We start from the raw sequence: 12,641 nt of genomic DNA on the forward strand, positions 1-12,641 counted from the left end.
ATTTACTTATCTGACTCAGAGGAGACGTTAACGCCTCATTGCGCCATGTCTTCTAGTGGTGAAGCATTGTCGGTGGATGCGCTAAAAAGCATTAATTTGAATGAGTCGAATCTACAGGAATTTAGAGAAAAATTTTTGGTCGAGGACACAACACTGGTATACGGCTATCAGGACGCGGCTGAGTTTATTCAAGATATCCAGCCCGGTGAATCTTTCTTGTGCATACCATTGTTTGATAGGCGTGGTTCACTTTTAGGAGGATTTGGCTTAGCCCTAGCATCCGATCAGGTTAATGCGTTGCTTGAGCGCAAATTGCCCTATATTGAATCCCTAACGGAATACACCTCTGTGGCCATTGAAACGAGACAAATTTTGGCCGATCAGAAGGCGCTGATGCAATCTTTTATTGAGGTCATGGCTGGGGCGATTGATACCAAGTCGCCTTACACCTAGCAATCATTGCCAACGTGTTCCTGTTCTAACGGAAATGCTGACGAAAGCCGCCGTGGATACAGATACAGGTGAATTTGCACAGTTTACACTGAATAATGAACAGTGGCAGGAATTGCATTTAGCGGCTTGGTTACATGATTGTGGAAAAGTCACAACACCGGAATATGTCGTCGATAAATCGACGAAACTAGAAACCATTTATAATCGAATTCATGAAATCCGCACACGTTTTGAAGTATTAAAGCGAGATGCTCATATTGACGCATTGAGTCAAGCTTTAGACAAGCCATTAGCCGCTGAATCTATGCAACAGTTAGAAAAACAGTGGCAGCAGCTTGATGATGACTTTGCGTTTGTTGCCGAAACCAATATCGGAGGTGAATTTCTTGATGATAACGCGATTGCGCGAATTCACCTTGTCGCCCAACGACAGTGGGAACAAACGTTAGATCCGCGTTTAGGACTATCATGGGAGGAGCGTGCACGATATGACGATCATCCATTTACTGCAGGGATAAAAAATTCGGTATTAACTGACGCAGAGTCACAAAAAGTGCCGTGGCGAGCTTCACACAAGAATGATGAACGTTTTAAGTTAAAGCGCACTCAATATCAAAATAACCTGGGCGAAATTTATAACTTATCAATTCGACGGGGGACATTAAATGAAGAAGAGCGCTACATCATTAATAATCATATTGTCGAAACGATCCGTATGTTAGAGAGTCTACCTTTCCCGAGAAATATGACCGATGTACCGCGCATTGCAGGTGGGCACCATGAAAAAATGGATGGGACTGGCTATCCGTTGGGTCTAAAAGGGGAAGATATGCTTGATGACGGCGAGGGTGATGGCACTCGCGGACGTTTTTGAGGCACTAACGAGTGCAGATAGACCGTATAAATCGCCTAAAACGCTGTCTGAGTCATTACGTATCATGTCGTTTATGGTGAAAGACCATCATTTGGATGGGGATCTGTTTCGATTGTTCTTAGAGTCAGGGGTTTATCGTATTTTCGCTGAGAAGTTCTTGCTGCCAAGTCAAATTGACGAGGTTAACATCGCAGACTATTTCGTGGTGGAGTGATGTTTGTCAGTGAATGGTAATCGTACTTGAACGTAATGTTCCACTGAAGCGACACAACAGCAAGTTGTGTCAAACTTCTACGTTGTATGTATGGGGACAGGCAGTTTAGTAGGGCATTACACGATTACGCCCCGAGCGTTTGGCATCGTAGAGCTGTTTGTCAGCTTTGCCAACTAAGCTGTCATAGGTATCACCGTCAACAAACTCAGCGACACCAAATGAAGCGGTGACGTTACCCATTTTATTGCCGCTTTTACGATCTTTGATGGCCATTTTTTCAATCGATAACCTTATGGTATCGGCCATTTGACGTGCAACTCGTAGCGATTTGTTTGGGACAATTAGGGCAAATTCTTCACCACCAAATCGGTAAGCGCTAATACCACCACGACAGGCTTGCTTTAGGCGTTGTGCGATCCCTTTCAGTATGGTGTCGCCAAATAGGTGCCCTAGTTCGTCGTTAAATTTCTTGAAATGATCGATGTCGAGAAAGATGAGGCTCATTGGTTGCTTGGCGTCGCAGAACATGGTGAGGTCCGCATCGAATGCGCCGCGATTGTATATTGAGGTTAAGCTATCGAACATTGCATTACATTGTACTTTAGCCAGTTCGATTTTTAGACGACTAATCTCGTCACTGGCGCTTTTCAGCTGATTGTGAATAAAGTCGGTCGAGTGTCGAATGTCATTAGCTTCATCAACCAACTCTTGGATCAATGGCATGACCTCGTCCAAAGTTGGGTTATTGTTGCCCTCGATACTAGAACTTAATCCATCAAAACTCTTAGTGAGCACTTTCGAAAAGTCCGAGGTATCGGCTATCGCGTCTGTCATTGAGCTGGAAACCTCACTGACTAAAGCTTCCATATTTTGCTTAAGGTTGCCAAGATCCACTTCCGCCTTATTGGCAATATGCTCCCTATAAAGCGTATTCGCGTTAACAGGAGGAAGCACATCGTAGTCTTTAAGTAGTGCGTCAACTTGTTCGTTGAGCTCCGGAACGGTTTGATCGACGTACGTATACCATAGCGCATAGTTAGCAGGCGTGGCTGGAACATGATGCTTAACCATAAGAGGAACTGCTTTTTTTAGATTAGCTGCAGATTTCTGGAAATTGTTTTTTTTCATGGTTTTTGCATCCCTTGACTCTATATCAGTGAATGGCATGAACGTTGCCATCTAAGAGTATGTATTTAGTGTTCTTTAGGTCAATTATCTTATGAGTTGACCACATTGTCACTTTTGAAATCTTTGTTTTGTTCTATTGGTTATTGATTAACGTGACCATGCTCCCATTTACCGTGCGCTGTATTTACTTAGTGGATGAATGGATAGAAAAAATAATAACCCATCCTTGGATATTATTTAGCGATGAGTGGATGGTAGTCCCCCTGGTCTATTGTGAACGATCGATAAATCTTACTATGAAATAAACGATTAGGCTTAACCACTCGTACTTAAAGCTACGTTAAAAAAACAGGAAAGTTCTTATGGCGGAGCAAATCGGACTTTATTGGTTTCACAATGACATGCGGTTGCATGATAACCGTTTGTTGTTGCAAGCGAGTATTGAGATGACGAGGATTCATTGTGTTCATGTTGATACAATACGAACCCATTTTGAATCAAGGTTCTCGCCTATTATTTGTTCTGGCCAGGCTAAAGCTCAATTTATCCATCAATCACGAGCACAATTGTCAGCTTCATTGGTCGAGATTGGTCAAGTTCTCCATTTAATTCATGATAAGGATCTTAGCCAGATTATAGGTGAATTAGTCGCGATTATTTCTCGATATCGAGTGACTACCTTGTATGTTGCATTATCTTCGAGTTGGTATGTTGAGTTCATTGTCTCTCAGATTCGCATTCATTGTACCCACATTCATATTACTCGTGACGACAACGCGACTTTATTCCAGCAAGAGTTTCTACCGTTCGAATTTAATTCTTTTCCCGGTAGTTTTTCTCGTTTTAAAAAGCAAGTAGAAACCTTAGAAGTCAATGCGCCTAGCGCGACGGTGACCTTATTACCTCCACCAGTGCAAAGTGTGTTGTCTAGCTCATTGGAAAGGTTGCCAACCTCTTGTTATAACCAACTCGGGGAGTGGGTTTATGGCGGGGAAGACAGTGGGCTTCGACATGTCCAAGCTTACTTTGGCTCGCGTGCGGCATCGTCCTACAAGCAAACGCGTAATGAGCTTGACGATTGGGCGAGTTCAACGAAATTTTCGTTATGGTTGGCTAATGGCAATGTATCACCGAGAACCATTTTGGCACAGTTGCGTGCTTATGAGGCGCGTTACACCGCAAATGAATCGACATACTGGATTTTTTTTGAGTTACTTTGGAGAGAGTATTTCTTTTGGTATAGCAAGGTATACGGTACCAAGCTTTTTGCGTTTGAAGGGGTTCAAGGTAAAAAGCCTCTTACCACTTATAACGCCAGCCTCTTTCGACAGTGGGTCCATGGCACAACCGCTTTCCCTATCGTCAATGCATGCATGAAGCAACTTAACACCACGGGTTATATGTCTAACCGTGGTCGTCAGTTAGCTGCGAGTTGTTTGGTGCATGAACTACGAATTGATTGGCGTTTTGGTGCGAGTTACTTCCAACAAGCACTGATTGACTACGACGTCGGCGCAAATTGGGGGAACTGGCAGTACATTGCAGGGGTAGGTTCTGCTGCAAGAGCTAGTCACCGATTTGATCTATACAAACAGACGCAGCGTTATGATCCAGAGCGAGCGTTTATTATGAAATGGCGAGGCGATAGCAGTCAGAATGCAACCGATGTTGTCGATGCTAGCGATTGGCCAATTGGAGAGGTATAGGGGGGAGACATGAAAAGTAAGACGACGTTACGCCTTATTTTAGGTGACCAGTTGAACCACGAACATTCTTGGTTGGCACAACCTGAAGACAATGTGGTCTACGTGATAGCAGAGCTCAAGCAAGAGTCGGAATACACGACACATCACATTCAGAAACAAGTCGCCTTTTTTTGGCGATGATGTCTTTCGCCAAGCATTTACGCTCAGAAGGTCATCACGTCGACTATCTAGATCTCGATAGAACCGAATGCTTCGATAACCTGACAGATATGCTCACTTCGTTACTTATTCAATATGGTGCGAATGAACTTGAATATCAGCGTCCCGATGAGTTTAGGCTGCGGAAGCAATTAATGGAATTTGACGTCGAGGGCGTCACGGTTACTGAGGTCGACACCGAGCACTTTTTACTGCCATTTTCAGAACTTTCAGAATATTTTCATCCAGAAAAACATGTGGTTATGGAGCACTTCTATCGGAAAATGCGAAAACGCTTTGGGGTGCTAATGGAAGATGAACGTACACCATTGGGTGGGAAATGGAATTATGACGCGGAAAATAGAAGTAAGCTTAAAAAGAAAGACGTTGAAAAAATACCCTCTCCGTTACTGTTTGCGAACCCCACAAGCAACGTTATTGCCCGAATAGACAGACATCATTTAAAACATATCGGAGAAATAGGAGATCAACTTATTTGGCCAGTGGATCGTCCACAGTCTATTTCATTACTGAACCATTTTTGTCAGGTTTGTTTGCCTTTTTTGGGACAATTTCAAGATGCAATGACGGCAGACAGTGACAGTATGTGGAGTCTTTATCATAGCCGATTGTCTTTTGCTCTCAATTGCAAATTGCTTAGTCCTCATGAAGTGATTGACTGTGCTCTGGAAACATACCATCGCTCACAAGGAGCGATATCTCTAGCGCAAATAGAGGGCTTTATCCGTCAAATACTAGGTTGGCGAGAGTATGTTCGTGGTATGTATTGGGCGAATATGCCGCATTACCGTGAAAAGAATGCGCTCAATGCTGTTCGTCCGCTTCCCAATTTTTATTGGACAGGCAAGACCAACATGCGTTGCATGCAACATGCCATTTCACAGTCATTAGAGTGGGCATACGCTCATCATATTCAACGTCTGATGGTGACCGGAAATTTTGCGTTGTTGACCGAGTTGCACCCGAGTCAGGTGGATGATTGGTATCTAGGGATATACATTGATGCAATAGAATGGGTTGAAATGCCAAACACTAGAGGGATGGCACTCTACGCTGACGGCGGGTTAATCGCAACTAAGCCTTATTGTTCCAGTGGTAACTATATCAATAAAATGAGCGACTATTGTGCGGACTGCCATTACGACGTAAAAGCTCGCTCTGGAAAGCGAGCTTGCCCGTTTAACGGGTTTTATTGGCGGTTTATGCATAAACACCGTGACAGCTTGGCAACCAACCCACGTACAGCGATGATCTATCGGACATGGGATCGTATGGCACCTGAGGTGCAGGATGAACACTTGGTGACGGCGGAGTTTAACCTTAACCGTATTGACCGTATTGTAGTTCATTTTATTCGTTTCAGTGCCTATCACATATAAAGCGTAGCGCCTGGTTAGAGCACCTGTTCCGACGCTAGTTTTGACTTATGGAAGCGGGGTTGGCAGACGCGCAGCGTCGTGAGCAATATTTAACATGCTGCCAATTGAGTCGCCACCGTTTGCGCCAAACAAAAGGTTTTTGGCAGTAGGCGCATATCTTACTGGGAAGGTGACATTTCTTATGCATGTATTTTCCTTCGAATGTACTTTGTTGTTGGCGTTGTCAATTTGATACGCCAGCAGATGAAGTAAGATCATGATTCAAAATAATTTCTCCCCTCTCGAGCTATTATTATCTATCCTATAACTAATAGCAGTCACTAAGGAGTCGTTATGCAGTTAGATATCTACCAGGTTAATGCGTTTACTAGCGAGCCTTTTAAGGGAAACCCAGCTGGTGTGTGCATCACTCAAGACCCGCTGCCTGCTTCTTTAATGCTGTCGATTGCCAAAGAAATGGCAATATCGGAAACTGCTTTTCTATCTCTCGCAGATAGGCGCTTGCGTTGGTTTACGCCGCAGGTTGAAGTTGCACTGTGCGGACATGGAACATTGGCTACGGTAAACGTGATGGATGAACTCGGGTTGTTAGTGGATGGAAAAGGCTCTTTTCAAACGTTATCTGGGGAATTACATGCTCAAAAGAGTGGGGAGCGTATTTCGCTCGACTTTCCCTTGTATCGGGCAGAAAATTGCGATCGACCAAACCCCAAAAAATACGAAGCATTAGGTCTTAAAGAAGACGATGTAGCGTATTGGGGTGAGTTTGAAGGGGGCAAAGATTTTGTTGTATTAAAACACGAAGAAACGCTACGTCAACTGACCCCAAATTTTCATGAATTATTGGCGTGTGATGGACGAGCGATGGTCGTGACCGCGCAGTCTAGTCGCCCTGATATTGACTTTATTGCCCGCTACTTTGCTCCTTGGGTTGGTGTGGATGAAGATCCTGTTACCGGTTCAGCTTATTGCGCGCTTGCGCCTTATTGGGCAGAGCAACTTAACAAGTGTTCGTTGATTGGCTATCAGGCGTCAGAGCGCGGTGGCTATGTCGGCATGATGTTGAAAGAAGATCGCATAGAATTAACGGGACAAGCCGTAACTTTAATCAGGGGAACCATTAGTGTTTGAGAAAATATGGCGACCAAAGCTAGTTGAGTTTATACAGCAAGAAATGACCACAGACCCTGCGCATGATTTAAACCATGTTCTGCGCGTGGTGAACACCGCGACGCAACTTGCGGTGGCTGAGGGAGCTAATTTGGACATTGTACTGCCAGCCGCGTTTTTACATGACTGTTTTACTTACCCCAAAGATCATCCTGAGAGAAAGCAAAGTTCATTCATAGCCGCCAATAAAGCCAGCGATTTTTTGTCGACAATTGGCTATCCAGGTCACCATATCAGTGCTATTCATCATGCGATTGTGGCCCATAGTTACTCGGCTAATATTGAACCGACGTCTTTAGAAGCACGAGTGGTTCAAGATGCTGACAGGTTAGATGCTCTGGGCGCCGTTGGTGTGACACGCTGCATTCAAGTTTCGGCAAGCTTAGGGCGAACATTATACTCAGCGAATGATCCGTTTTGTGCAGAAAGGTCGCCAGATGATAGCCAATTTACAATCGACCACTTTTATACCAAGTTATTTTCAATCGCCAAAACGATGCGGACAGAGGCAGGTCGGAGTGAGGCGATGATGAGAATGAAGTTTATGCAGTCTTATTTAACGCAGTTAGAACGAGAGATATCATGATTGAACATCAAATCGAAAGAAAGCGCTTTGTGTACAGTAAAGACGGACAAGAGGGAGTGTTGGATTATAAATTGAATGGCAATAGCGTTAATTTTACTCATACTTTTGTTCCTGATGTTTTCCGTGGTCAAGGTGTCGCGAAACAATTGGTGGCCGAAGGGCTAAACTGGGCAAAGTCACAAGGATATGAGATAGAAGCCGATTGTTGGTATGTGGCGAAAGCACTCTCCTAGTGATTGGCTTGATTCATCGATGGGTAACAATCGTTGACAGGTAACAATCGTTGATGAATAACAATCGTTGATGAATAACAATCGTTGATGGGTAGGGATAAAAAAAGGGATGCTTAGCTGAGTGGCATCCCTTTTGAGTTTTATCCTTGTTGGCTATCTCTTAACTTAGGCAACAACGATAAAGAATAGAGTGGTCGCGATAATACCAATCAGAGCATATGGGAACTGAGTGGTTGCGTGCTGCATGGATGTACAGCCTGAGCCCTGAGCTGACAGTACGGTAGAGTCACTAAAGAAACAAGAATGACTACCTGCCGCAGAAGCGGATAGCATCGCTGCAATGGTCAAGTGCAATGGCACACCAATTTGATTTGCTAGAGGCAAAATGATTGGCATCGCGACTGCGAATGTGCCCCACGATGATGCTGATGCAAAGACAAGTCCACCCGTAATCAAGAAGATAAGAGCTGGAAAGTATTGCGGAGACAAATAAGGGCTCGCGGTATCAATAACAAACTGAGTTAGGCCAAGTGAATCATTGACATTCTTCAACATGAAACCGCCAATAACGGTTGCAAGTGGCAATAGCATGACTTTAATGCCATCGTAAACCGCATCAAATAGCTCATTCATCGTCACGAGTTTTTGGATGCCGTAAAAACAGATAGTAAAGATAATGGCAACAAATACCCCAGCAAGCAGGTCAATCCCAAAGTACCAACTTGCACCCACTAAAACCACCATAGGTAATAGGAAATTAATCAGTCCCATGGTTGGATTTGAGTGGGCTTTGATGTCGGCACCAAAGTCGATATCGGTCGCGCCATCGGGTTTTACTTGACCCGCTTTAGCACGGGCTTCTGCTGCTTTCATTGCGCCTAAATCAGGCATTTTTCCCATCGCGACTAAGAATACAATGATCAATGTTACCCAACCGTAAGCCATATAAGGAATGGCTTCGATGTAGGCGGCAATACCTTGTCCTGGTTCTGCGACGCCATTGGCTTCAAGCAGTGAACTAAAGAAGATTGCCCACGTGGAGATAGGGACTAAGATACAGATGGGGGCAGCCGTGGAGTCCACCATATAGGCAAGCTTCTCACGAGAAACCTGATAGCCATCGGTGATTTTTTTCATCGATGATGAGATGGCAATGGCATTAAGGTAGTCATCAATAAAAATTAAAATACCGAGGAAAAAGGTCATCAAAAGTGATTGATTACGGCTTTTAACTTTATTCACTAGCATGTCGCTGAAGCTAAGGATACTGCCGCCTTTTTCTAGCACTGCAATTAATCCGCCCATTAGGCCACAGACCAAAATGATCCAAGCAATGGTTTCATTCATCATGACATCCATAGAGATGCCAACGATTTGCTCAACAGCTTCAGTAGGATTAATGAGCAAGACACCTGCAATAGTGCCACTAAATAGCGCTTCTACGGTGCGGTGTGTCGTTAAGGCGAAGACCAAAACTAAACTTGTCGGTAATAAACTCATCCATCCATAACTTTCTCCTGGAACGTGATTCAGCCCAATGGTGGTAAAAGTAATGAATAGGAACACGATACTAAGGCTTACCGCCACGTGTTTACTGCTGAGCTTAAACGGCGCATCCAGCGCCTTGGTTTGGGTAGTCATAAAAACAATTTCCTTCTGTTATGCCGAGTGTAACATCCAGTCGATTTCTAGCGGCGTGATGATGCGCTCAAATTCGATGAGTTCACTTTGTTTGCAAGCAAGATAGAGATCGATGAAGTCCTTAGAAAAATACTCACCTAATTCACTGTTTTCGAGTTGAGTTAGGGCATCGGACATGCGCGTAGGCAAGTCGATAGCAGTATCGCTCAGAGCAGGAGGACATTGATCTTGGTTATAGTTATTACTCGCTAGTACTGCTGAGAGTACAACGGCAGCGAGGATGTAAGGGTTAACGTCAGCGCCAGCAATGCGGTGCTCTATACGTCGGTTTTTTCCATCACTGATTGGAATACGCAGTGCAACGCCTCGGTGGTTCTCACCCCAATCGGCTTTGGTTGGAACATAGGCTCCTGGAACAAAGCGACGGTATGAGTTGACGTTAGGACACAGCAGTGCCATCGAGTCAGAAATATGAGACAACATAGCGGTAAGAGTCTGATAAAAAAGCGGGCTGGCAGAGTCGTCTGGCTGAGAAAACAGGTTATTACCTTTATCGTCAACCAGACTGATGTGCATGTGTTGGCCATTGCCCGCTTCTTCAAGGAATGGTTTAGCCATGAACGTGGCATCAAAGCCGTGTTTATGAGCAATTTGTTTGATCAGGCGTTTTGAAAAGATGATTTCATCGCAAACACGCATTACATCTTGGGAGTGGTTGAAGTTAATTTCAAATTGCCCCGGAGCCGATTCAGACAGTGCCCCAGCGGTGTTCAATCCTTGTTGCGCTGCGGCATTGTTTAAATCTGAAAGGAAATCAGCATAATCATCAAGCCCATCGACGTCGTACACTTCGGTATCGCGTTCGCGACGGTTTTTAGTTGGATTAATGGCGGTCTGCAACTCACCGTTTTCACCGCGCACCTTGTCGATAAGGTAAAATTCAAGTTCAAGTGCCACGACTGGAAATTGATTGTTGCTGTGAAGCTGATTCAACATACGCTCGATAATATTGCGGATGAAAAGGTGGTGGGGAGTTTTGCCGTCATCTTCCATCATGCTGAGCAAAATTTGCCCGGTTTGCTCTTTTGCCGTCGGTAATAGGCTTCCTAGAACGGGAAAGCATAGATTGTCGGGTTCACCAAGGTCTTCGCCCAACCCTGCCGATTCAACCACGGCACCTTTTGTATCCAATGTGATAGTTGAAAGAGGAAGTGCGACGCCTTTAGCGAGCTTCTCCAGTGCATTAACTGGAATTCGTTTACCTCTTGGGGTTCCGTTTAGGTCGGTAAATATAAGGTCAACGTACTCAATTTCAGGCCACTTTTGGCGAAAATTTTTAACTTCCTGTAGATATGCTTCCATCTTTACTACTCCTGATAGCCACGTGTAATCAGTGATACTGAGGCTTGATTTAACAACTTCACTACAAAAACCATGCTTAAAATATGGTTAATGACCAAATATCAATTTAACCATTTGATTTTATTTGATATTGGATAAATTCAGTTTGTTTTGCATTTGTATTCTGTTAACTAATTTGTAACAGTTGATCGCCTTTTGCTCAATATTTCGAACGAAATTAGTGTTTTTTTTAACCAAAATAGGGATGGCAATCACATTTTGGCATCTATTTCGAACGAGGGTGTTGATAATTTCGCACATCGCTTGTAGTGTTTTTGTTAAATAAATCGAACATGGATGTGACAATGTCTGAAGTAAGAAAACCAATAATCGGACTCGTAAGTTGCAGGAAGTCACTTGCTGGTTACCAGATACAAGCGCTGAATGAGTTTTATCTTCAGGCAATCAAAGACTTTGGAGGAACGCCTCTTATTCTTCCTTCTTCTATTGAAGCCTCTGAACTTGATCAGGTACTCAGTATCTGCGATGGATTGGTGTTTCCTGGCAGTCACTCTAATGTTGCGCCTCACCGCTATAACGGGACACATGAAGAAGCAAAAAAAGATGAAGACCGAGATGAGTTAGCGATTATGTTGATACGTCACGCCATTGATAAAAACATACCGTGTTTAGGGATTTGTCGTGGTTTCCAAGAAATGAATGTCGCGTTGGGAGGCTCGCTTGATCCTGCGGTGCATGAGTCTGGCTACAACGATCACCGTGAAAACCCCGTTGAAGCATTTGATGAAAAGTATGCTCCTGCTCATCCTGTGTTGGTTGAGGCTGGTGGCGTTATTTCAAAATGGTTGCAGCAAGAACAATGGCAAGATACGTCCTCATTTGAAGTAAATACATTGCACAACCAAGGTGTAAAAAGGCTGGCAAGCGCGCTAAGAGTCGAGGCGAAAGCACCAGATGGTCTCGTCGAAGCATTTAGTTTACCTGGGCAGAAATACTTCGTAGGCGTGCAGTGGCACCCAGAATGGCAAGCAAAAACCAATCATTTCTCACAAATTTTATTTAAAGAATTTATTATGTCCGCTTCAGATTGATTTAAGGACTGAATAATGGACAACCAGCAAATTGGTAAAAATATTGCGCACCTAAGAAAAGAGCGTGGATGGTCACAACGAGAATTGGCAGAAAGAGCAGGTATAACGCACAGTGCGATTTCTTCTATCGAGAATGGCAAAGTCAGTCCATCGGTGAGTTCGTTGCAAAAAATAGTGAACGAATTTTCATTGTCACTTTCTGAGTTTTTTACATTAGAGCAGCAGAGTGACAAAAAAGTAAAAGTGCTGGTGAAGAGTGATGAATTGATTGAAATTGGCAGCAAGTTAGTTTCAATGAAGTTAGTCAGCAATGGCAGTAATAAACAAGAAATTGGATTCCTGATTGAAGAGTATGCACCACATAGCACAACAGGTTCGGCCAATATTAAACATGAAGGTGAGGAAGTCGGCACCGTCTTAGACGGTGAAGTTGAGCTGGAATACGATGGCGAAACTTATCTGATTAAAGCGGGTGAGTCTTACGTTATTGATACCACGATTCCTCACAAATTTACTAACCACTCCGATAAGGCATGCAGAATGATTAGTGCCCACACGCCTAAAGCATTCTAGCGCCTTGAGGTA

Annotated in this window: 13 protein-coding genes and 1 pseudogene; 10 read left to right on the forward strand and 4 right to left on the reverse strand. The window is 43.9% G+C overall.

Features of this window, described 5'->3' with window-relative positions; genetic code table 11:
- Window positions 1-45 precede the first annotated feature (45 nt).
- The 3 genes from AC0L66_RS20435 to AC0L66_RS20445 are packed head-to-tail and all read left to right on the forward strand — an operon-like array spanning window position 46 to window position 1,541.
- The gene (locus tag AC0L66_RS20435) at window positions 46-453 is read left to right on the forward strand and encodes a hypothetical protein (protein ID WP_473570665.1); all 408 of its coding nucleotides are present in this window, start codon (window positions 46-48) and stop codon (window positions 451-453) included.
- 34 nt (window positions 454-487) lie between these two features.
- Complete coding sequence (locus AC0L66_RS20440; protein ID WP_473570667.1) at window positions 488-1,327, forward strand: HD domain-containing phosphohydrolase; 840 nt, start codon at window positions 488-490, stop codon at window positions 1,325-1,327.
- Window positions 1,305-1,541 carry an HD domain-containing phosphohydrolase gene (locus AC0L66_RS20445; RefSeq protein ID WP_473570669.1) on the forward strand — a complete coding sequence of 79 codons (237 nt, stop codon included), beginning with the start codon at window positions 1,305-1,307 and terminating at the stop codon, window positions 1,539-1,541. The genes AC0L66_RS20440 and AC0L66_RS20445 overlap by 23 nt, the downstream gene beginning before the upstream one ends.
- A gap of 105 nt (window positions 1,542-1,646) precedes the next feature.
- Here AC0L66_RS20445 and AC0L66_RS20450 read toward each other — a convergent pair whose 3' ends face one another.
- The gene (locus tag AC0L66_RS20450; protein ID WP_265674317.1) at window positions 1,647-2,669 is read right to left on the reverse strand and encodes a GGDEF domain-containing protein; all 1,023 of its coding nucleotides are present in this window, start codon (window positions 2,667-2,669) and stop codon (window positions 1,647-1,649) included.
- A 362-nt stretch (window positions 2,670-3,031) separates the two neighbouring features.
- On the opposite strand from AC0L66_RS20450, the gene AC0L66_RS20455 reads away from it, so the two are divergent.
- Together AC0L66_RS20455 and AC0L66_RS20460 are read left to right on the forward strand one after the other, a co-directional pair.
- Window positions 3,032-4,375: a DASH family cryptochrome gene (locus tag AC0L66_RS20455; RefSeq protein ID WP_473570671.1), complete on the forward strand. Its 1,344-nt coding sequence runs from the start codon at window positions 3,032-3,034 to the stop codon at window positions 4,373-4,375.
- Window positions 4,376-4,384: 9 nt separating this feature from the next.
- Window positions 4,385-5,973 (forward strand): annotated as a pseudogene (locus tag AC0L66_RS20460) (cryptochrome/photolyase family protein).
- A 34-nt stretch (window positions 5,974-6,007) separates the two neighbouring features.
- Here AC0L66_RS20460 and AC0L66_RS20465 read toward each other — a convergent pair.
- Window positions 6,008-6,160 (reverse strand): DUF2256 domain-containing protein, encoded by a 153-nt coding sequence (locus AC0L66_RS20465; protein ID WP_265674314.1) that lies wholly within the window; start codon window positions 6,158-6,160, stop codon window positions 6,008-6,010.
- 146 nt (window positions 6,161-6,306) lie between these two features.
- Between AC0L66_RS20465 and AC0L66_RS20470 the strand changes: the two genes are divergently transcribed.
- Genes AC0L66_RS20470 through AC0L66_RS20480 form a run of 3 tightly spaced genes read left to right on the forward strand, consistent with a single transcriptional unit; the run spans window position 6,307 to window position 7,962 of the window.
- Window positions 6,307-7,104, forward strand: coding sequence for a PhzF family phenazine biosynthesis protein (locus tag AC0L66_RS20470; protein ID WP_473570673.1), 798 nt, complete (start codon window positions 6,307-6,309; stop codon window positions 7,102-7,104).
- 43 nt (window positions 7,105-7,147) lie between these two features.
- Entirely contained in the window at window positions 7,148-7,729 is a 582-nt protein-coding gene (locus AC0L66_RS20475; RefSeq protein WP_265674352.1) for an HD domain-containing protein, read from the forward strand.
- The gene (locus tag AC0L66_RS20480; protein WP_265674312.1) at window positions 7,726-7,962 is read left to right on the forward strand and encodes a GNAT family N-acetyltransferase; all 237 of its coding nucleotides are present in this window, start codon (window positions 7,726-7,728) and stop codon (window positions 7,960-7,962) included. Before AC0L66_RS20475 ends, AC0L66_RS20480 begins: the two co-directional genes overlap by 4 nt.
- A 165-nt stretch (window positions 7,963-8,127) precedes the next feature.
- On the opposite strand, the gene AC0L66_RS20485 is transcribed toward AC0L66_RS20480, so the two are convergent.
- Window positions 8,128-9,603 carry a Na+/H+ antiporter NhaC family protein gene (locus AC0L66_RS20485; RefSeq protein WP_473570675.1) on the reverse strand — a complete coding sequence of 492 codons (1,476 nt, stop codon included), beginning with the start codon at window positions 9,601-9,603 and terminating at the stop codon, window positions 8,128-8,130.
- 18 nt (window positions 9,604-9,621) lie between these two features.
- Window positions 9,622-10,965, reverse strand: coding sequence for a glutamine synthetase family protein (locus tag AC0L66_RS20490; RefSeq protein WP_265674310.1), 1,344 nt, complete (start codon window positions 10,963-10,965; stop codon window positions 9,622-9,624).
- Window positions 10,966-11,309: 344 nt separating this feature from the next.
- Between AC0L66_RS20490 and AC0L66_RS20495 the strand changes: the two genes are divergently transcribed.
- Window positions 11,310-12,056: a gamma-glutamyl-gamma-aminobutyrate hydrolase family protein gene (locus tag AC0L66_RS20495; protein ID WP_265674309.1), complete on the forward strand. Its 747-nt coding sequence runs from the start codon at window positions 11,310-11,312 to the stop codon at window positions 12,054-12,056.
- A gap of 15 nt (window positions 12,057-12,071) precedes the next feature.
- Window positions 12,072-12,629, forward strand: coding sequence for an HTH-type transcriptional regulator PuuR (gene puuR, locus AC0L66_RS20500; RefSeq protein ID WP_265674308.1), 558 nt, complete (start codon window positions 12,072-12,074; stop codon window positions 12,627-12,629).
- The last annotated feature ends 12 nt before the right edge of the window (window positions 12,630-12,641 follow it).

Source organism: Vibrio sp. GJ43-1 (assembly GCF_055808835.1).